The 20,917-nt window shown below is 64.0% G+C and carries 17 protein-coding genes; 9 read left to right on the forward strand and 8 right to left on the reverse strand.

Annotation, left to right across the window (positions count from 1 at the left end; genetic code table 11):
- Positions 1 to 39: 39 nt before the first annotated feature.
- The 4 genes from puuE (at position 40) to KI611_RS15245 (ending at position 3,193) form a co-directional block, all read left to right on the forward strand.
- Positions 40 to 987, forward strand: a complete 948-nt coding sequence (gene puuE / locus KI611_RS15230; RefSeq protein WP_226416498.1) for an allantoinase PuuE — start codon at positions 40 to 42, stop codon at positions 985 to 987.
- Positions 984 to 2,015, forward strand: coding sequence for an allantoicase (gene alc / locus KI611_RS15235; protein WP_226416499.1), 1,032 nt, complete (start codon positions 984 to 986; stop codon positions 2,013 to 2,015). The genes puuE and alc overlap by 4 nt, the downstream gene beginning before the upstream one ends.
- Positions 2,012 to 2,506 (forward strand): ureidoglycolate lyase, encoded by a 495-nt coding sequence (locus tag KI611_RS15240; RefSeq protein ID WP_226416500.1) that lies wholly within the window; start codon positions 2,012 to 2,014, stop codon positions 2,504 to 2,506. The genes alc and KI611_RS15240 overlap by 4 nt, the downstream gene beginning before the upstream one ends.
- Before the next feature lie 87 nt (positions 2,507 to 2,593).
- Positions 2,594 to 3,193: an IMPACT family protein gene (locus KI611_RS15245; RefSeq protein WP_226416501.1), complete on the forward strand. Its 600-nt coding sequence runs from the start codon at positions 2,594 to 2,596 to the stop codon at positions 3,191 to 3,193.
- A gap of 204 nt (positions 3,194 to 3,397) precedes the next feature.
- On the opposite strand, the gene KI611_RS15250 is transcribed toward KI611_RS15245, so the two are convergent.
- Positions 3,398 to 4,333, reverse strand: coding sequence for a LysR family transcriptional regulator (locus tag KI611_RS15250; RefSeq protein WP_226416502.1), 936 nt, complete (start codon positions 4,331 to 4,333; stop codon positions 3,398 to 3,400).
- A gap of 153 nt (positions 4,334 to 4,486) precedes the next feature.
- Between KI611_RS15250 and KI611_RS15255 the strand changes: the two genes are divergently transcribed.
- On the forward strand, positions 4,487 to 5,266 hold the full coding sequence (locus tag KI611_RS15255; protein WP_226416503.1) for a 3-oxoacyl-ACP reductase family protein: 780 nt from the start codon (positions 4,487 to 4,489) through the stop codon (positions 5,264 to 5,266).
- Between the two features lie 374 nt (positions 5,267 to 5,640).
- On the opposite strand, the gene KI611_RS15260 is transcribed toward KI611_RS15255, so the two are convergent.
- Positions 5,641 to 6,426, reverse strand: coding sequence for an SDR family NAD(P)-dependent oxidoreductase (locus KI611_RS15260; RefSeq protein ID WP_226416504.1), 786 nt, complete (start codon positions 6,424 to 6,426; stop codon positions 5,641 to 5,643).
- Entirely contained in the window at positions 6,423 to 7,922 is a 1,500-nt protein-coding gene (locus tag KI611_RS15265) for an efflux transporter outer membrane subunit (RefSeq protein ID WP_226416505.1), read from the reverse strand. Before KI611_RS15265 ends, KI611_RS15260 begins: the two co-directional genes overlap by 4 nt.
- Before the next feature lie 91 nt (positions 7,923 to 8,013).
- Here KI611_RS15265 and KI611_RS15270 point away from each other — a divergent pair, with 91 nt between their 5' ends.
- From KI611_RS15270 to KI611_RS15280, 3 genes are all read left to right on the forward strand, one after another.
- Entirely contained in the window at positions 8,014 to 8,631 is a 618-nt protein-coding gene (locus tag KI611_RS15270) for a TetR/AcrR family transcriptional regulator (RefSeq protein ID WP_226416506.1), read from the forward strand.
- 83 nt (positions 8,632 to 8,714) lie between these two features.
- Entirely contained in the window at positions 8,715 to 9,851 is a 1,137-nt protein-coding gene (locus KI611_RS15275; protein ID WP_226416507.1) for an efflux RND transporter periplasmic adaptor subunit, read from the forward strand.
- Entirely contained in the window at positions 9,848 to 12,949 is a 3,102-nt protein-coding gene (locus tag KI611_RS15280; protein WP_226416508.1) for an efflux RND transporter permease subunit, read from the forward strand. Before KI611_RS15275 ends, KI611_RS15280 begins: the two co-directional genes overlap by 4 nt.
- Before the next feature lie 293 nt (positions 12,950 to 13,242).
- Here the strand turns inward: KI611_RS15280 and KI611_RS15285 are convergent, their stop codons facing one another.
- On the reverse strand, positions 13,243 to 13,932 hold the full coding sequence (locus KI611_RS15285) for a DsbA family protein (protein ID WP_226416509.1): 690 nt from the start codon (positions 13,930 to 13,932) through the stop codon (positions 13,243 to 13,245).
- Positions 13,933 to 14,030: 98 nt separating this feature from the next.
- Positions 14,031 to 14,924 (reverse strand): MBL fold metallo-hydrolase, encoded by an 894-nt coding sequence (locus tag KI611_RS15290; RefSeq protein WP_226416510.1) that lies wholly within the window; start codon positions 14,922 to 14,924, stop codon positions 14,031 to 14,033.
- Positions 14,925 to 15,032: 108 nt separating this feature from the next.
- On the opposite strand from KI611_RS15290, the gene KI611_RS15295 reads away from it, so the two are divergent.
- Complete coding sequence (locus KI611_RS15295; RefSeq protein ID WP_226416511.1) at positions 15,033 to 15,959, forward strand: LysR family transcriptional regulator; 927 nt, start codon at positions 15,033 to 15,035, stop codon at positions 15,957 to 15,959.
- A 98-nt stretch (positions 15,960 to 16,057) separates the two neighbouring features.
- Here the strand turns inward: KI611_RS15295 and KI611_RS15300 are convergent, their stop codons facing one another.
- The 3 genes from KI611_RS15300 to guaD all read right to left on the reverse strand — a co-directional run bounded on the left by KI611_RS15300 (position 16,058) and on the right by guaD (position 20,917).
- Positions 16,058 to 18,175 carry a methyl-accepting chemotaxis protein gene (locus tag KI611_RS15300; protein WP_226416512.1) on the reverse strand — a complete coding sequence of 706 codons (2,118 nt, stop codon included), beginning with the start codon at positions 18,173 to 18,175 and terminating at the stop codon, positions 16,058 to 16,060.
- A gap of 289 nt (positions 18,176 to 18,464) precedes the next feature.
- Positions 18,465 to 19,511: an adenosine deaminase gene (locus KI611_RS15305; RefSeq protein WP_226416513.1), complete on the reverse strand. Its 1,047-nt coding sequence runs from the start codon at positions 19,509 to 19,511 to the stop codon at positions 18,465 to 18,467.
- A complete protein-coding gene (guaD, locus tag KI611_RS15310) occupies positions 19,508 to 20,917 on the reverse strand; it encodes a guanine deaminase (protein WP_226416514.1) in 1,410 nt (469 codons plus the stop codon). The genes KI611_RS15305 and guaD overlap by 4 nt, the downstream gene beginning before the upstream one ends.

The raw sequence follows: 20,917 nt of genomic DNA on the forward strand, positions 1-20,917 counted from the left end.
CTTGAAAAATGATGGGGCGCAGTATAGTTGGAGCCAGGAATGAGCCATATACGCAAAGACGAATACCCACGCGATCTGATTGGATATGGTCGCCGCCCGCCGCATGCCGCCTGGCCCGGCGGCGCCCGGATTGCCGTGCAGTTCGTGCTCAATTACGAAGAAGGCGGCGAGAACTGTGTGCTGCATGGCGACGCCGGTTCCGAGCAGTTCCTGTCCGAACTGTTCAACCCGGCCAGCTACCCGGACCGCCACCTGTCGATGGAGTCGATCTACGAATACGGCTCGCGCGTCGGCGTCTGGCGCATCCTGCGTGAATTCGAAAAACGCGGCCTGCCGCTCACCGTGTTCGGCGTCGGCATGGCACTGCAACGCCACCCGGAGCTGACCGCCGCCTTCGTCGAACTCGGCCACGAAATCGCCTGCCACGGCTGGCGCTGGATTCACTACCAGAACGTCGATGAAGCCACCGAGCGCGAACACATGCAGCTGGCGCTCGATAGCATCCAGAAAATGACCGGCCAGCGCCCGCTCGGCTGGTACACCGGCCGCGACAGCCCGAACACCCGCCGCCTCGTCGTCGATGACGGCGCCCTTCTCTACGACAGCGACTACTACGGCGACGATCTGCCCTTCTGGACAGAGGTCACCAAGAGCGACGGCACGCCGGTACCGCACCTGATCGTGCCCTACACGCTCGACACCAACGACATGCGTTTCAGCCTGCCGCAAGGCTTCAGCCATGGCGATCCGTTCTTCCAGTATCTGAAGGACAGCTTCGACGTGCTCTACGCCGAAGGCGACGAATCGCCCAAGATGCTGTCGATCGGCATGCACTGCCGCCTGCTCGGCCGGCCCGGCCGCTTCCTGGCGTTGCAACGCTTCCTCGACCATATCGAACGCCACGACCGGGTCTGGGTCAGTCGCCGCCTCGACATCGCCCGCCACTGGATCGCCACCCACCCTTACCGCAAGGACTCCGCCCAATGAGCGACGCTGCGCCCATCGTTTCCGCCCCCGCCACCCTGCCCGACTGGGCAACCCGTTCGGTCAACCTCGCCGACGCCCGCATCGGGGCGCGCGCCATCGCCGCCAGCGACGAATTCTTCGCGCCGCTCGAACGCCTGCTCAACCCGGAACCGGCGGTGTTCATTCCGGGCAAGTACGACGCCAACGGCAAGTGGATGGATGGCTGGGAAACCCGCCGCAAGCGCACCGCCGGCTACGACTGGAGCCTGGTCAAGCTCGGCCGGCGCGGCATCGTGCGCGGCTTCGACGTCGATACCAGCCACTTCACCGGCAACTTCGCACCGGCCATCTCGATCGACGCCACCGACTGTGAATCGGACGACCCCGCCGTGCTCGCCAACGCGCGCTGGACGCGCATCCTGCCGTCTACGACCTTGTCGAGCAATAGCCATCACCTGCTCGAAATCGCCAGCACCGACACCTGGAGCCACCTGCGCCTGAACATCTACCCGGACGGCGGCATCGCCCGCCTGCGCGTTTATGGCCAGCCGGTCGGCGTTTTCGATGCGAATGATCCGGAACGCACCTACGACCTCGTCGCGCTGGAAAACGGCGGCCGTGCCGTGGCCTCGAACGACGCCCACTTCGGCTGCGCCGCCAACCTGATCGCTCCGGGGCGCGGCATCAACATGGGCGACGGCTGGGAAACCCGGCGCCGGCGCGAACCCGGCAACGACTGGTGCATCCTGCAACTGGGCACGCCCGGCCTGATCGAGCGCATCGAAGTCGACACCGCCCACTTCAAGGGAAACTACCCCGACCGCTTCTCGCTGCAGGCGGCGCGCATGGACGGCGGCACCGACCAGTCGGTGATCACGCAAAGCATGTTCTGGCCCTTCCTGATCGGCGAACAGAAGCTCTCGATGGATGCCATCCACACCTTCGGCGAAGGCTTGGCCGAGCTCGGCCCGGTCACGCATGTGCGCCTCAACATCATCCCCGACGGCGGCGTCTCGCGCCTGCGTCTGTGGGGCAAGGTGGCCTGGTGAAAAAGCTCGTTCCGGAAGCGTTGACCGCTGCCGCCTTCGCGCCCTTCGGCGAGGTCATCGCGGTCGACGCCGCAAAAATGCCGATTTCCATCAACGCCGGCAACACCGAGCGCTACCACGACCTGGCCAGACTCGACGCCGGCCCGGACGGGAAGCTGATCGTCAGCATATTCCGCGGCCAGCCACGGTCGCTGCCCTTCATGATCGAAATGATGGAACGCCACCCACTCGGCTCGCAGGCCTTCATGCCGCTCGGCCCGCAGCCCTACCTGGTCGTCGTCGCCCGCCCCGGTGCCGCGCCTGGCCCGGACGACCTGCGCGCCTTCCTCGCCCGGCCCGGCCAGGGCGTCAATTACGCAGCCGGCGTCTGGCACCACCCGCTGCTTGCGCTCAATGAAATTGGCGATTTTCTGGTCGTCGACCGCTCGGGACCGGGCAACAACTGCGACGAAGTGAGCATCGAACCACCGGTCAGCCTGAGCCTGGATTAGGCTGAGGAACAAGACGGGCGAACAGGGCAGGCAAGCCGGGCAGCGTAAAATGGCGGCGCCCTCCGCCCTCACCTTGTTCCCCGCCCCATGGCCCAGACTCTCGCCGCGCCCGTCCATAGCGAACTGCTGATCAAGAAAAGCCGCTTCCTTGGCTGCGTGCAACCGGTCGCCGACCGCGCCGCAGCGCAGGCTGTCGTCGCCCAGCTGCGTGCTGCCCACCCCGGCGCCGCGCACGTCTGCTGGGCCTTGCTCGCCGGCGGCCAGTCGGCCGCGGTCGACGACGGCGAACCGAGCGGCACCGCCGGCCGCCCCATGCTCGAAGTGCTGCGCCACCAGGATTTCGACGGCGTACTCGCCAGCGTCGTGCGCTACTACGGCGGCATCCAGCTCGGCGCCGGCGGCCTGCTCCGCGCCTACACCGACAGCATCGCCCAGGCCCTGCGCGACGCCCGCAAGATCCCCATCGTCAAGCAACGCGAGCTGAGCTGCGAACTGCCCTACGCACTGGAAGGCCTGCTCCGCCGCGAGATCGAGGCAGTTGGTGCGAGCCTGAAAAGCATCGAACACGGCGAACAAGTGAACTGCGCTTTCCGGCTGGCCGAAAGCGAAGCACCTGCCCTTGTCGCCCGCCTCAATGAGGCTGGTCAGGGACGGGTTGTGTGGCTGGAGGACGGGGTCGGGCTTTAGAGGTGAATGTAGTTGGGTGCTAGCGACCAACGGGCGGTCGCCCCTTCCAGAAAGCAGCCAATCGAACGACAGCCCAACATCTGGAACCTGCCAGAAGTCCAATTCACACAATTCGGCCTTTTCTGACGTTCGGCCCTACGCAATACGCCGACGGCTGATCAATTCAAAGCTGTCCTTCAAGACAACCACAAAAGTCCGGGCGATTCAGTAGGCACGGAAGCGCTGCGCCAGCTTGCGCTTGCGAAAATGGAACACGACGAAATCGATGAATGCCCGGGTCTTGGCCGGCAGTAGTTTTTGCGCCGAGAAGTAAAGCGAGAGAGCGCCGGCATCGGCATACCAGTCAGGCAAGACGCGGACAAGCCGTTTGCTGGCGAGATAGGATTGGGCGTTGGGCATGCTGGCGACGGCAATGCCCAAGCCCTGCTCGGCCACTTCGAGCGCAGCGGCTGGGTCGCTCATAGTCATGCGAATTTTCATGTCGATCGGCATCTGCTCCTTGCGGCGCACATCCTTGCTATTGATCAGGGCCCACGGACGGATACGCCCGGTTTGCGGCGAGCGAATGAAAATGCCGGCATGCTGCTTGAGTTGATCCGGGTGCGTGATCGCCGATCGATCAGCGAGGTAAGCCTCCGAGGCGAGCAACACGATGTGCGCCGGCGCAAGTTCGCGGGCGACCAGGCCGGGCGGGAGTTCGAAGCCGCCGCCAATGGCAGCGTCAAAGCCTTCGGCGATCAGATCGACCTGGCGATTGTCAAAGTGCCAGTCGGGCACGATGGCCGGATGCTGGGCGAGAAAGTCGCCTAGCAGGGGCACGATGTACTCGCGCCCGAAAGCGTTGCCCATACTGACCTTGAGCGTGCCGGCGGCTTGTCCTTCGGCATCGGCCAAGTTGGCGACCGCGCTCTGTATGGTTGCCAGGCTACCGCTGACCTCGGCCAGGAAGCGCGTGCCGGCTTCGGTCAGGCGCAGGCTGCGCGTGCTGCGCTGGAACAGACGGATACCCAGGCTGGCCTCCAGCCGAGCCACATTCTTGCCCACTGCAGCCGGGGTCAAACCCAGGCGCCGCGCCGCTTCGGAGAAGCTGCCGGCTTCGGCGCTGCGGACGAAGCATTCGATGCTGCCTAATGTTTCCATGCGCATTTCAGGCCAAATCCGGCCTGCCTATTTAAAACCATTGGTTTAAAAAGAATAAAGATATTCATGGCTTATCGCAATGCAATGATCGGCGGATAGTTCGCCCCATGGCCTAGCGATATTGCGCAGCCAACCCACCCAAGGAGAAACATCATGTCGAAGCAAGCTCAAAACGTACAAGCCCAAGTCAATCATCTGGCCGGCAAGGTCGCCTTCGTTCAGGGCGGTTCGCGCGGCATTGGCGCGGCCATTGCCAAGCGGCTGGCGCGCGACGGCGCCGCCGTGGCGCTGACCTACGCCAGCTCGGCCAACCAGGCGCAGGAAGTCGTCCAGGAGATCGAAACCGCTGGCGGTCGCGCCATCGCGATCAAGGCCGACAGCGCCGATGCTGTGCAGATCAAGGCCGCCGTGCAGGTAGCCGCCGATACCTACGGCAAGATCGATATCCTGGTGAACAACGCCGGCGTGCTGGCCTTGGGCAATGTTGCCGAAGCGGAGATCCCGCTCGAAGATATTGATCGCACCCTGGCCGTGAATGTGCGCAGCGTCATCGTCGCCTCGCAGGCGGTGGTCAAGCACATGGACAAGGGCGGCCGCATCATCACCATCGGCAGCACCAACTCCGACCGCATGCCCTTCCAGGGCGGCTCGGTGTACGCCATGAGCAAGGCCGCCATCGTCGGTCTGACCAAGGGCCTGGCGCGCGATCTCGGTCCGCTCGGCATTACCGTCAATAACATTCAGCCCGGCCCGATCGACACCGAGATGAATCCCGACAGCGGGGATTTTGCGCAGACCTTGAAGGGCCTGATGGCGCTACCGCGTTACGGCACGGTGGAGGAAGTGGCGAGTTTCGCTGCCTATCTGGCCGGCCCCGAGGCGGCCTACATCACCGGTGCCAGCCTGTTGATCGATGGCGGATTTTCCGCCTGATCGTTGCAAATCAGACAAACAATAAATCCAGCCTTGGCTGGATTTATTGGTTTTAGATCGTGAATTGAATTGAACCGGCTCTTATAGGCAATCGGAGGTCTGCTTTAACTCGCAGAGCAGTCGGCCTCAAGAAAGGTGTCGAACGTCTGCAACGGCCGAGATCCGGCCTCATGCCAGCGGCAACAGGCAGTTGGTCGGCCAAAGCCGACCCTGGACATCATCCGAAAGCCCGGCGGCATTGGGGCGGTTACCCGCCGCTCGAAGATTTCAAAAGCGGCCATTCAGGGTAACGCTACGCCAAGCGAAAGCTACCGTTTGCTGGGCTAAGGTACCCCTTGCTGTGAGTGTTCGTTGTAAGCGTTTGACCGACTCGCTCATCCGTTCATCGCGTGCGCCATGAAGGCCTGGTGCAGCCAGCGTGGTGTTGCCCAGGTCAGGATCACCAGCGCCTTGTTCGCCCAGCCCGCCACGACGCTGATGCGTCCGGCCTGCAAGGCGCTGATACCGGTGCGCACGACGGGCGCCGGCTGCATCATCAATAACTTCAATGCCGGCGTCAGCTTCTGCTGCGCGGCGGCGGCGAAGCCGGTAGCCGACATGCCGGGGCAGAGCGTTGTCACGGTGACGCCATCGCGCCTGAGTTCGCGATGCAGCGCTTCACCCAGACGCAACACGTAGGCCTTGGCGGCGGCATAGACGGCGAAGTTCTGCACGCCCTGGTAGGCCAGCAGGCTGGCGACCAGCAGGATTTTTCCATGTCGGCGCGCCCGCATGTCCTGGGCGAAGACATGGGTGACCGCTGTCAGGCTGGCCACATCGAGTTGCACCATCGCCAGGGTTGCGTCCAATGGGTTGTCCAAAAACGGACCTTGCAACCCATGGCCGGCGTTGTTGATCAGGATGTCGATGGTAATGCCGCGCTCGCGGAGGCGCCGATGCAATTGGGTGATCGCTTCAATATCGGAGAGATCGACCTGCTCGACCACGATTTCGATGCGGTATTGCCGGCGCAGCTTCTCGGCGAGCGCTTGCAGCCGGTCCAGCCGGCGAGCCACGAGGACCAGCGAGTGATTTTGTTCGGCATATTGGCGGGCGAATTCCTCGCCGAAGCCGCTCGATGCGCCCGTAATGAGTACCCATGAATTATTGGTTGTGATCATTTTGCTTTCCTCAAGTCGTTGGTGGAGAGTTTGCCGGAGAGGCGGTTGTTGTTTGCCGATGGAGTATCCCAGCCGCCGCCCAAGGCCCGGAAGGAGGCGATGGCGGCACGCGCCGCCTCGGTTTGTGCCTGGGCCTTGGCATCGCGCGCCTGCAGCAGGTTGCCGTCAGCATCGAGCACCTCGATCAGGCTGACGACGCCGCCCTGGTAGGCGGCAAACGAGTTCTCGCGCGCCTTGGCAAACGACGACTCACCCCGGGTCAGGATGCCGACCTGGGCCTCGCGGTTGACCAGGGCGGAGAAGGCGTTCTCGACATCCTCGGTCGCCCGCAATACGGCCAGCCGGTAGGCTGCCAGGGCTTCGGCCTCCTGGCCGCGCGCGGCAGCGATCTGCGCGTCGACACGACCGAAGTCGAACAGCCGCCAGCGTAGCCCGAGGACGCCCTGGGCCTGGCTGGCGCCCCCGGTAAACAGGTTGCCGCTCGCTATCGCGGTGGCACTGCCGAGCAGCGCGCCAAGCGAGAACTTGGGGTAATACTCGGCGACCGCCACGCCGATGCGCGCGTTGGCGGCAGCCAGACGCCGTTCGGCAGCAATGAGGTCCGGCCGGCGGCGCAGCATCTCGGCAGGGTTGCCGGCCTCGGCCAGGGCCGGCGCGGCCGGGATCGGCTTTACCGGCGCCAGTTCGGCGCGGTGGGTTCCCGGCTGCACGCCGAGCAGTACGTCGAGCGCGTTCATCGCCGAATCGAGGCCGGCTTGGAGGACGGGGATCTGTGCCTCGGCCTGGGTCAGCGAACCCTCGGCCTGGTTCTTCTGTAGTTCGGCGGCGATCCCCTTCTCGTATTGGAGCTGGATCATCACAAGTAAGCGGCGTCGGGTCTCCACCTGCTGTTGGGCAATCGCGAGGCGCGCCTGCAGGCCGCGGATCATGACGTACACGTCCGCAGTCTGCGCGGCGATGGCCAGCCGTGTCGCAGCAACGGCAGCTTCGGACGCCTCGTATTCGGCGCGCGCAGTCTCCCGCCCGCGCCGCAGACCGCCGAACAGGTCGATCTCCCAACTCGCCCCGAGATTGGCCTCGTAAGTGCCGCCCCAGCGGTTGAAGCCGGGCGAGCTATTGAGCACCTGCCCGAGCGGGGTCTCAACCGACAGGTAGCCTCGCCCGGCGCTCGCACTCACGTTGCCCGCGGGTAGCAAGGCCGCATCGGCGTAGCGCAATGCGGCACGCGATTGGGCGACGCGCGCCGTCGCTTGGGCGATGTCGAGGTTCTGCTCGAGGGCTAGGGCGACGTAGTACGCGAGCAAGGCATCGTCGAAGGCGGCCCACCAGTGTTGCAGGTCTGTCTTGCCTTGCACCGGACGTTGCTCGATGCCCTTCTGCCCGAGAAAGCTGGATGTCAACTCGACCAAGGGCGGCCGATAGTCGGGGCCAACAGCGCAGCCCGACAAGATGCCGGCACTCAGAAACAGGACGAGAGAGCGGGGATGGGTGAGCATGGGAGTCCTTCGGGGTTTGGTTTGTTTTTGTGACTATAACCCAATTTAGTCACTAGTTGTCAACCGACAGCAAACGCGGTATTGTTTTCCCATGAGCGAAATCGAATCTTCCACCCCACAGGCCCGCGGCCCCGTCGACCACAGCGTTCGTGATCAGATCGTCGAGGCAGCCGAGGCGCACTTCAGCCACTACGGCTACGACAAGACCACGGTCTCCGACCTGGCCAAGGCGATCGGCTTTTCCAAGGCTTATATCTACAAATTCTTCGATTCCAAGCAGGCAATCGGCGAAGCCATCTGCAGCAAGACCTTGAGCACCATCGTCGCTGCGGTCGATGAAGCGGTGGCCGGCGCCAGCACGCCGACGGAGAAATTCCGTCGATTATTCAAAGCCATGGTGGCGACGAGCGTGGAAATCTTCTTCAATGATCGCAAGCTGTACGACATTGCCGCGCATTCCGCCGGCGAGGGTTGGCCGTCCGCCGTTGCCTACGGACAGCGCATTCGGCAGACCCTGACAGAGATCGTCCGAGAAGGGCGGGAAGTGGGCGAGTTCGAGCGCAAGACGCCGCTCGACGAAACGGTGCATGCGATCTATCTCGTCATGCTGCCCTTTGCCAATCCGTTGCTGCTCCAGCACAACCTCGATCTCATCGAGGACGCGCCCAGCCAGTTGTCGAATCTGGTGCTGCGTAGCCTGGCACCCTAGAACGCCGCCTGAGAAAAAAGTGACCATTGACAATATTGGTCACTAGATGGAAGATAAAGGCCTTCGCGTTAAAGGAGGTCGTCATGTTTCAGCGCCGCTATATTCCCTTCCTCGCCGTCGTCGGTCTGTTGCCTTTCGCCTTGGCAGCCTGCAGCGACGCCACTTCTTCACTCGATCCGCGGACCCAGGCGCCACTCGTCCGGATCGCGCCGGTAGCGACCGCCATCCAGGCCGAGCCTTCGTTCAGCGGCGTCGTCGCGGCACGGGTGCAGAGCGACCTGGGTTTCCGCGTTCCCGGCAAAATCCTGGAGCGCCTGGTCGATGCTGGCCAGACCGTCAAGCGCGGTCAGGCGCTGATGCGCATCGACCCCACCGATTTGAAGCTCGCCACGCGTGCCCACGACGAGGCCGTTGCCGCCGCCACGGCGCGCGCCCGCCAGACCGCGGAGGATGAGTCGAGATACCGCGATCTTGTTTCGGCCGGGGCGGTGTCAGCCTCCGCCTACGACAAGATCAAGGCGGCCGCCGATTCGGCGAGAGCGGAGCTCAAGGCAGCCCAGGCCCAGGCCGACGTTGCCCACAACGAAACGGGCTACGCCGTACTGCTCGCCGATTCGGACGGGGTCGTGGTCGAGACCCTGGGCGAGCCGGGTCAGGTGGTCGCTGCAGGCCAGGTCGTCGTCCGGGTGGCCCATGCCGGGCGTCGTGAAGCGCTCATTGCGCTCCCCGAAAGCCTGCGTCCGGCGATCGGCTCCGCAGGGCGCGCGACCCTGTATGGCAGCGGGCTGACAGGCGCCGCGAAACTGCGTCAGTTGTCGGATGCCGCCAACCCCCTGACACGTACTTTCGAGGCTCGCTACGTACTGGAGGGCCGGCTGGCCGACGCGCCCCTCGGCTCGACCGTTTCTATCGAAATTCAAAGCGGCCGCGCCACCCCGGCGCTCCAGATTCCTGTCAGCGCGCTCTTCGATCAGGGCAAGGGGCCCGGCGTCTGGCTGGTCAAAGGTCAGGAGGACCAAGGACAGGGGCTTCAGGCTACCTGGCGCGCCGTGCAGGTAGCCGGCCTCAGCGGTGAATCCGCTGCGATCACCGGTGGGCTGGCGGCGGGTGATCGTGTCGTTGTGCTCGGCGCCCATCTGCTGCACGAAGGCGAACCGGTTCGACTGGCTGACAGCAGCGCCGCACCTGGCGCAGCGGCGAACGGCGGGGCACAGAAATGAGTTCTTTCAACCTCTCCGCCCTCGCCGTCCGCGAGCGCTCGGTCACCCTGTTCCTGATGCTGGCGATCTTCATCGCCGGCGTCATCGCCTTCCTGACCCTGGGTCGTGCCGAGGACCCCGCCTTTACCATCAAGCAGATGACCGTGATCACCGCCTGGCCCGGCGCGACAGCCAAGGAGATGGAAGAACTGGTCGCCGAACCGCTGGAAAAGCGCATGCAGGAACTGCGCTGGTATGACCGGACCGAGACCTTTACGCGGCCGGGGCTGGCTTTCTCCACGGTAGTCCTGCTCGACAGTACGCCGCCGGCCGACGTCCCCGACCAGTTCTATCAGGCGCGCAAGAAACTCGGCGACGAGGCGCTCAAACTACCGCGTGGCGTCATCGGCCCGATGGTGAATGACGAATATGCCGACGTGACCTTTGCGCTCTATGCCTTGAAAGCCAAGGGCGAGCCGCATCGGCACCTGGTGCGCGATGCGGAAACCATGCGTCAGCGTCTGCTGCACGTACCCGGGGTCAAGAAGGTGAACATCATCGGCGAGCAGGCCGAACGGATTTTCGTCGAGTTCTCGCATGACCGCCTGGCGACGCTGGGCGTCTCCCCGCGCGACCTCTTCGCCGCACTCAACAGCCGCAATGTCATGACGCCGGCCGGCTCGATCGAAGCCAAGGGCCCACAGGTCTTCATCCGCCTCGAAGGCGCCATCGACGATCTGGAGACGATCCGTAATACGCCGGTCGCGGCGCGCGGCCGGACGCTGAAGCTCGGCGACATCGCCGAGGTCAAGCGCGGCTACGAAGACCCGGCCACCTTCCTGATCCGGAACAACGGCGAACCGACCCTGCTGCTCGGCGTGGTCATGCGCGAGGGTTGGAATGGCCTCAATCTGGGCAAGGCGCTGGAGGCGGAAGCGGCGACGATCAACGCCGAAATGCCACTCGGCATGAACCTCTCCAAGGTGACGGACCAGTCTGTGAATATCCAGTCGGCGGTTGGCGAATTCATGGTCAAGTTCCTGGTCGCCCTCGGCGTGGTGATCCTGGTCGGCTTTCTCAGCATGGGCTGGCGCGCCGGCGTCGTGGTTGCGGCTGCAGTGCCGCTGACCCTGGCCGCCGTCTTCATCATCATGGCGGCGACCGGCAAGAATTTCGACCGCATCACGCTGGGTTCCTTGATCCTGGCGCTGGGGCTGCTGGTCGACGACGCGATCATCGCCATCGAGATGATGGTCGTGAAGATGGAGGAAGGCTACGACCGCATCCGTGCCGCAGCCTATGCCTGGAGCCACACCGCCGCGCCGATGCTGGCCGGCACCCTAGTGACGGCGATCGGCTTCATGCCCAACGGCTTCGCCAAGTCGACCGCCGGCGAGTACACCAGCAACATGTTCTGGATCGTCGGCACGGCCTTGATCGCCTCGTGGATCGTAGCCGTCGTGTTCACGCCCTACCTCGGGGTCAAGCTGCTGCCAAACTACGAGAAGCATGCGGGTGGGCACGGAGCCATCTACGGCACGCCGAATTACGAGCGCTTCCGCCGGCTGCTGGTCTGGGTGATCCGGCACAAATGGCTGGTCGCGGCGAGCGTGATTGGCGCCTTCGTTATCGCGATTCTCGGCATGGGCGTGGTCAACAAGCAGTTCTTCCCGACCTCGGACCGGCCGGAAGTGCTGGTCGAGGTGCAGATGCCGTATGGCACCTCAATCGCGCAAACCAGCGCCGCGACAGCCAAGGTCGAAGCCTGGCTGGCAGAACAGCCAGAGGCCAGGGTCGTGACGTCCTACATCGGCCAGGGCGCGCCCCGCTTTTTCCTGGCGATGTCACCTGAATTGCCCGATCCGTCGTTCGCCAAGGTCGTGGTCCTGACGGGCGATAACAAGGAACGCGAAGCCCTCAAGTTCAGATTGCGCCAGGCGGCAGCCGACGGCTTGGCGCCCGAGGCGCGGGTGCGCGTGACCCAGATCGTCTTCGGACCCCCGTCGCCGTTTCCCGTGGCCTACCGTGTCATGGGGCCGGACCCCGACAAGCTGCGCGACATCGCGACAGAGGTGCGTGGCGTCATGCAGGCCTCCGCCCAGATGCGGACGGTCAACACCGACTGGGGCGAGCGCGTGCCCGCACTGCACTTTTCGCTCGACCAGGATCGCCTGCAGAGCATCGGCCTGACGTCTGCCGATGTGGCGCAGCAGCTGCAGTTCCTGTTGAGTGGCATCCCGATTACGGAAGTGCGCGAGGACATCCGTTCGGTGCAGGTCACGGCCAGATCGGGCGGCAACACACGGCTCGATCCGGGCAGGATTGGCGACTTCACCCTGGTCGGTGCGGCCGGTCAAAAGATTCCGCTGTCACAGGTCGGCAAGGTTGATGTCCGCATGGAAGATCCCATCCTGCGCCGCCGCGATCGCACCCCAACCATCACCGTGCGTGGCGATATCGCCGAGGGCTTGCAGCCGCCGGACGTCTCCAGCGCCGTGTGGCAGGAACTGCAGCCGATCATTGCCAAACTGCCGGCTGGTTACCGGATCGAAATGGCTGGCGCCATCGAGGAGTCGGGCAAGGCCAATCGGGCCCTGGCGCCGGTCTTCCCGATCATGATCGCGCTGACCCTGATCACCATCATCTTCCAGGTGCGTTCGATCGCCGCGATGATGATGGTATTCGCCACCGCACCGCTCGGCTTGATCGGCGTCGTGCCGACGCTGTTGCTGTTCGGGCAGCCGTTCGGCATCAATGCACTGGTCGGTCTGATCGCCCTGTCCGGCATCCTGATGCGCAACACGCTGATCCTGATCGGGCAGATCCGCGACAACATCGCGGATGGATTGGCGCCCTTCAACGCCGTCGTCGAGGCCACTGTGCAGCGCGCCCGTCCGGTCATCCTGACCGCACTCGCCGCCATGCTGGCATTCATTCCGCTGACCCATTCGGTGTTCTGGGGCACGCTGGCCTATACGCTCATCGGCGGCACCTTCGCCGGGACGATTCTGACCCTGGTTTTCCTGCCAGCCTTGTACGCGATCTGGTTCAAGATCAGGCCAACGGCGGGAGACGGGAAGGCCGTTCCTGCGATGGAGCCGGAGCCAGTCGCGGCCTAACACAAGAAATCGGTACGCCGGCCCCGCTGCGGATTGCCGGCGTACCGCCCTTTTTCTAGGTTCAGCGCTACTCCCTGAGTATGGCCTGGCATATCAGCGCTTTGCTTCGTGGAGTTCGCGGAGCTTAGACTTTTGACGTCTGCTTTGAACCGAGCCGAGTATGGAGGCTGCTGCTCACCAAGCCTTGACACTGACCGGCAGGTATCCAGCCAATTGCTGACCGCCACAGACTAACTTCTGAATGGCGGCATTGGCAGATAACCAGTCACCAACCATCCAGCCCCCTCCCCGCTTCAGATCGCACAACCATTAATGTCACAGACCGGCGCATCACCCGTACTCCCGCCCCCCGGCACCCGAACCTGGCTGCGCAACCAGTCCTGAAAGGCTTGCGGCTGGCCCAGATAGCTCCCGATATCGATGCCCTGCAAAACACCATCGGTTTCGAGTACAAAGCTGGGAAAGCCGCGGGCGCCGACCTCGGCCATCAAATGCCGGGTTTCCTCGATATGGCGCTGGACGGTGGCGCCGGATTGTTGCGCGAACGCTGCGACAAAGGCCTGCGTGTCGAGGCCGAGTTCGGCGGCGACTTCGCTCAGGGTGGCTGGCTCGGCAATCCGGCGGCCTTCGACGTAATGCGCGATCTGCAGTTGCGCCAGCATGTCCAGCCCGCGCCCGGCGATCGCTTCGGCGGCCAGGATGGCCGCCGTGGGCGGTTCGGAATCGAGCACGACGCCGCTGGCGTGTAGCAGACCGTCGGCGTAGGCCGGCCCGAAGGGCTGGCCGGTCAGTTGCGCGATGCGCGCGTCGTGCTGCTTGACGTAGGCGCGCAGTTGCGGCGTCACGCTCTGGCGGTTGGCACCGGTCATCATGCCGCCGCCGTGCGCCTGAACGGCGAGAATTTCGCGCGCCGCCCTGACCAGCGGCGCGGCGCCGTAGCACCAGCCGCAGAGCGGGTCGTAGATGTAATGCAGGGTGCTCATGTTCGGGACTCCAAATCAATCAATGGGTTTTGCGGGGTAAAGGCCGGTTTGCCTGGCCCGCACTGCCCGTCGGGGCGATGCGGGCCAGGCGGGGCCGATTACCACTTCATTTCGCCCTTGTTCACCTTGGCGCCGATCTCCAGCGCGAGACCCTCGCCGACTTGCGGGTAGGCTTTCTTCATTGCTTCGATCAGCTCGGCACCGGTCTTCGCCTTGGCCGCTTCTACCTCAAAGCGCTGCAGGTATTCGCGGGTATAGCGGATATTGCTGGTATCCAGCACCGTGCCGGCAGTCATGTGGCCGGGCACGACCGTCACCGGTTTGAGTGCCTCGATTTCATCGAGTTGGACAATCCAGGCCTGGCGTTCGCTCGCTTTCTGGGTGTCAGCGGTCCACACATGCAAATTGCCGAAAATGGCGATGTTGCCGGCGATGGTCCGGATCGACGGAATCCACACATAGGGGCGATGCGCGAGTTCGCCGCCGGTGTCGCGCACTTCGATGCTTTCGCCATCAACGCTCAGCGTGTTGCCTTGCAGCAGGTCCGGGACGATCGGCTTCTGCGGTGCGTTGGCGCCCATCTTCGGGCCCCAGAAGGCGAGCTTGCCGGCCAGCTTGGCCTCGATCTTGGCGCGCACGGCCGGGGTGGTCAGCACCTGCGCCTGCGGGAAAATGCCTTTCAGCACTTCGGCGCCGAAGTAGAAATCGGGGTCGGCATTGCTGATGAAGATCGTCTTCAGCGTCTTGCCGCTATCGAGCACATTGGCGGCAATGCGCAGCGCATCGGCGCGGGTGAAGCCGCTGTCGATCACGACCGCTTCGCGCTTGCCGCTGACCACCACGGCATTGACGTGAAAGCTGTTGGCGTCGGCGTTATAGGTCGTGATGCTGAGCGGCGCGGCGACTTCGGCACGGGCGCCGCTCGCGGCAACAACGCCGAGCGTGATCAGGGCGGGGAAAACGAAGCGGCCAAGTTGGCGGGTATAGGACATGTTGGTCTCCTTGAATGAATAAGCAAGCGGTGCGGAACGAACTTTAAGTTTTGCAAAATGATTGATAAAGTCCGTATCGGTTGATTGTTTATTGCATGGATCGATGAAATGGATCGCCTGACCGCAGTACGTGTCTTTGTCGAAGTCGCCGATCGGGGCAGCCTGACGCAGACGGCCGAGCATCTGGAAATGTCGGCCGCCATGGTCAGCCGCTATCTCGCCGCCGTCGAGGACTGGTTCGAGGCCCGCTTGCTGCATCGGACGACGCGCAAGGTCAGCCTGACCGATGCCGGTCTGGCGGCGCTGCCCGCCTGCCGGCAAATGCTCGACATCGCCGAGGAGGCTCGCCACATCGCGGCCGAACGCAGCCGTGAGCCAGCCGGGGTCCTCCGGGTTACAACTTCCAGCTCTTTTGCCGACGCTCAACTTACGGCTGCACTGATCGACTTTCAGCAGCACTACCCGCAGGTCGAAATCGTGCTGTCGGTGGGTGACAAGCCGACCGATCTGGTCGCCGAGCGGGTCGATCTGGCGGTGCGCATCACCAACACACTGGATCCGACAATGATTACGCGCCCCCTGGCGCGCTGTCGCTCGATGCTCTGTGCCTCACCCGACTATCTGCAACGCCACGGCCTGCCGCTTACCGCCGACGACTTGCGCCAGCACCGCTGCATCGCGCACGCCTTCGGTATTGGCAAGCAATACCGACTGACGCGGAGTGGCGAGACGATTACCGTACCGGTCAATTGGAGCTTCCACACCAACGAGACTGCCGTCTTACGACGGGCGGTGCTATCCGGCGCGGGTATTGGCATGCTGCCGACTTACTATTTGGGTGACGACCTGCGTGCCGGGCGCCTGGTGCACCTGCTGCCGGATCATGAGCCAGACGTGCTGGGAATTCATGCCATTTATCTCTCGCGTCGGCATCAACCGCTCGCCCTGCGCCTGCTGGTGGATTTTCTTGCTGCCCGCTTTGCCGGCGAACCGGCACCGTGGGATCTGGCGCTCAACGTGCAAACACAGGCCTGAATTGAAGGAGAACGACTTGACCTTTTTGCACCAGCCCCTTGCACTGATAGGCTAGGGCTGGTGTCAAACAGCTGCTTGATGATCGGCAAGCCGTCCGACTAAACGGCGAAGCGGCTGACCGTGCTTTGCATGCCGGTTGCCGTTTCGAGCAATTTCTGGGCGCCGAGCAAGGCTTCGCCGGCCACCGAATTGTTTTCATCCGACAGTCCGGAAATCTTTTCGACATGGGCGCGGATATTCTCGGTCGCCGTGCCCTGCTCCTGAAGCGCTCCGGAAATGCTCGCCACCACGGCGACCACCCTGGCCGCGCTGTCGCGGATGTGCTGGATCGCCACGCCGGCTTCGTTGGCCAGCGCCACACCCTTGTCCACCTGGGTCACGCCGGATTCCATGGCCTTCACGGCAGCGTGCATGCCGCCCTGGATGGCCTGGATCATCCCGGCGATTTCCCGGGTTGCCGTGGCCGTGCGCTCGGCCAGCTTGCGCACCTCATCGGCCACCACGGCAAAACCGCGCCCGGATTCGCCGGCCCGCGCCGCTTCGATGGCGGCGTTCAGGGCCAGCAAGTTGGTCTGATCGGCGATGTCGCGAATAACCTGGACGACCGAGGAAATCCGTTCCGACTGGTCGCCCAGCGCCAGGATGTTTTGCGTCGACAGGCGCACGGTGGCGGCGATTTCCTCCATGCTGCTGACGGCGTTGCCGATGACCGTCACGCCGCTCTCGCAGGCGTTGCCCGAGGCCACCGAAATGGCATGGGCTTGCGTGGCGTGGTCGACCACCTGCACCATGCTCGCGCTCACCTCTTCGGTAGTGCTCGCCACGCCGGCCGTGGACTGGCTCTGCGCCTGCGAGGTCAGCGCCACCTGATCGGCGGCGTTCACCATCAATCGGGCATGCAGGGTCACCTGATCGGCGTTGTTGCGGATTTCCGTCAGCATCTGCCGGAACATCTCGCGCAGGTGCTTGATCGAGGCGAGCAGGCTGCTCCGGTCGAGCGGATCGACCTCGATGCGCAGCCCGAGATTGCCGGCCGCGACATGGCGGGTGATTTCGCAGGCATAGCGAGGGTCGCCGCCGAGCAGGCGTTGCAGATTGCGAATCACCGCGCCGCCGAGGAGCGCGACGACAAGGGCAATGGCCAGTCCAAAGCCGCCGAGCCACAGGTAGTTGCTGCGGATGATTTCCGCCGCATTGATTTCGTCCTCGGCATTCCGGGCATTGGCCATGATCACCACTTGATCGATCACCGCCCGATGCTGCGCGTAAAGCGCCGCCAGCCTGGGCAGCAGACTCTCGGCGGCGGCGTGATTGTCGGCCTGCAGCGCCGGGATGAATTCCTTGTCGCGCAAATCGAGGAAGGCGATGCCCGGCCGGTAGGCATCCTCAACCATCAGGGTTTTCATTTGGCCGGCCGGCAATTGATCGACCCAGACCTTGTGGCGGACCTCGAAATCCTCGCGCAATTGCCGGCTCTTGTCGAAAAAGGCTGGCAGGGCCGCGCTCTCGGCACGGAGCATTTCCAGCACGACGAGATAGGATTCGATCAGATACTCGGGCGGCGGCAGGATATCGGCCACCAGATCCTTGCCCTGGACCACGCGCTGGTAGATCGGCCCATTGACCTGCACCTTGCCCAGGCCGTTGTAGACCATCGTTCCGGCAATGCCGAAGCCGAGCAGGAAAGCCAGCATCAGCAGCCGCAACTGGTGGCTGACCGACAATTCGAAAACCCGGCGAAAAACATTGAGATGGCTGAGCGCCGACTTGCTGACGACAGCACCGCCCTGTAGCCGGACGCTGGCCCGGCCTTCCCGGAACTGGCGATACAGCGCGTCGGCCGCCTCGACCTGGGCGCGCGTCGGCTTGGTGCGCATCGAGGTGTAGCCGACCACCTTGCCGCCCTCGTCGATCGGCGCGACGTGGGCATTCACCCAGTAGAAATCGCCATTCCTGCAGCGGTTCTTGACCACGCCGTTCCACGGCTTGCCCCGCTTCAGCGTCGCCCACATGTCGGCGAAGGCCTCGACCGGCATTTCCGGATGACGCACGACATTGTGGTTCTGACCGAGCAATTCCTCTTCGGGAAAGCCGGAGATCCGGATGAAATCCGGATTGACGTAGGTGATGACGCCGCGCAGATCGGTCTTGGTGACGATGGTCGCGCCCTCCTCCATCAGGACTTCCTGGCGCGTAATTGGCAGATTCGTTTTCATGGCTTTTTATTGTTGGTCCCTGACTGGCCCGACGAAAATGCGGCAAGGCTTTGTCGGGTGCGGGCAAAGACGACAAAAAGAGTGGAAAACGGCCTCGTCGGCGCATTAAAAGCAGGAAATACGCCTATCGCCGAGGCGGCCCGTTCCGAGCCGTCGTGCCTGGCCGAACCCCTTGCCGCACAAGCCAAGTGATCGACAGCGCGGGGTTCGGAGCGGTACGGAGGGCGATCTACAACCTTGTGCGAAAGACGACAGCCCCCGGGCCGGCCGGCAAACGCCCTCTTCCGGCTCAGTTGGCCAAGCTGCCGGCCGCCGCGAAATGGGCGTCGAGACGGGCGATCCAGCCGGCCTGGTCGGCCGGGCTGGCGAAACTCGCCTCGAAACTATTGCGCGCCAGCTGGTACCAGGTAGCCGCATCGAACTGGAAGGCGGCCTGCACCGCCCGGATGTTGTCGTTCAGGTAGCCGCCGAAATAGGCCGGATCGTCGCTGTTCAGCATGACCTTGACGCCCGCGGCAAGCAGCTTGCCGAGCGTGTGTTCAGCCATGCTCGGGAAGACGCACAGCCGGATGTTGGACAGCGGGCAGACGGTCAACGGAATGCCGTCGCGGACCAGCCGGTCGACCAGCGCCTGGTCTTCCAGCGCCCGCACGCCATGATCGATGCGGGCCGCGCCGAGCCCATCGAGAGCCTCAATGATGAAGGCCGGCGGGCCTTCTTCGCCGGCATGGGCGACGACCGGCTTGCCGAGTTCCTGGCAGCGGGCGAACAGGCGGGCGAACTTGCTTGGCGGATGGCCCTTTTCCGAGGAATCGAGGCCGAAACCATCGATCCGCTCGAGATGGGGTTCGGCCTCGGCCAACGTGACGAAACCCTCTTCCTCGCTGAGGTGACGCAGGAAACAGAGAATCAGGCGGCCGCTGATGCCCCAGCGCTGGCGACCGAGACGCAAGCCCTCGGCCAGACCGTCGAGCACCGTCACGAACGAAATGCCGCGGGCGGTGTGGGTTTGCGGGTCGAAGAATATTTCGGCGTGCAGCACGTTGTCGGCCGCGGCGCGCTCCAGATAGGCCAGCATCAGGTCGCGAAAATCGTCGGCGGTGCGCAGCACGTCGGCACAGGCGTAATAAAGATCGAGAAAGGACTGCAGGCTGTCGAAATCGTAGGCCGCCTTGAGCGCCGCTTCGTCGGCATAGGGCAGCGTCAGGCCGTTGCGGCGGGCCAGCGCGAAGGCCAGTTCGGGCTCCAGCGTGCCTTCGATATGAACGTGCAGTTCGGCCTTGGGCATGCGGCAGGCAAGGTCGAGAACGGAATCGGCAGGGGACGGGGTAATCATCGGCAGGTGCTCGGGATAGGGGTAACGGGGATTGTCGGTGGCTCGCCGGCATTGTGCAAACGGCCGGACAACGGCGGGTTCTGGCGGAAGGCCGGACGACCCATGACGTGGGTGGCGGCGACACAGCGTTCGTCACCGAGGATCATCATCGCGAACAGCTGGTCTTCCAGGCTGTTCCGCCGATCCAGCCGGAATGCCAGTTCCGGCGTGGCGCGTGGTTCGAGAACGACGAAGTCGGCTTCCTTGCCGCGCCTGAAGTTGCCGATGAAGGCGTCGAGATGCAGTGCCTGGGCACCACCTAGGGTGGCCAGGTACCAGGCCTGGAGCGGCGGCAGCGGGCTGCGATGCAGTTGCGACACCTTGTAGGCGTCGCCCAGCGTGCGGATCAGGCTGAACGAGGTACCGCCGCCGACATCGGTGGCCAGACCAACCTGGATGCCGGCATTCAGCGCCGCATGGTGGTTGAAGAAACCGCTGCCGAGAAACAGGTTGGAGGTCGGGCAGAAGGCGGCGGCTGCCCCGTGCCGGGCCATTTCGGCGATTTCGACGGGGGCCAGGTGGATGCAGTGGCCGTAGATGGTGCGCGGCCCGAGCAGACCGTATTGCGCGTAAACGTCGAGGTAGTCTCGGCAATGCGGAAACAGTTCGCCGACCCAGGCGATTTCGTCGGGGTTTTCCGCCAGATGCGACTGGACATGCAGGTCGGGCCGGCTGGCATAGAGCTCGCCGGCCAGCACCAGTTGATCGATGCTCGAGGTCGGCGCGAAGCGCGGCGTGATGCTGTAGCGCAACCGGCCCTTGCCATGCCAGCGCTCGATCAGGGCCAGGCTGTCGCGTTCGGCAGCGCGCACCGTGTCGAGCAAGTTGGCCGGCGCGTGACGGTCCATCATCACCTTGCCGCACAACATGCGCAGCCGGTGCCGCTCGGCCGAGGCCATGAAGGCATCGACCGATTCCGGATGCACCGTGGCGAACACCGAGGCGGTGGTGGTGCCGTGGGCGAGCAGCCGTTCGACGAAATAGTCGGCAGTCGTCTGGGCGACCTGCGGGTCGAAAAAACCGCTTTCGACCGGGAAGGTGTAGTCGTTCAACCAGTCGAGCAGTTGCCGGCCAAACGAGGCGATGATGGCCGACTGCGGATAGTGGCAGTGGGTATCGACCAGGCCGGGCAGAACCAGCTTGCCGGAGTAGTCGAAGACTTCGGCGCGGCCCAGCACGGCCGGCGGAATGCGGGCCAGGAGGTCGGCCCAGGGGCCGACATCGGCGATATGGCCGTCCTCGATCCACAGCGCCCCGTCCGGGAAATACTGGTAGCTGTCAGCCGCATCGGCGGCGCCGGGGTCCTTGAGAAAATGCAGGATCTGGCCATGCACCAGCTGGTAATGGGGTTGGGGCGTATCGTTCAT

Origin of the sequence: Dechloromonas denitrificans (assembly GCF_020510685.1) — a bacterium.
GTDB lineage: Bacteria > Pseudomonadota > Gammaproteobacteria > Burkholderiales > Rhodocyclaceae > Azonexus > Azonexus denitrificans_A.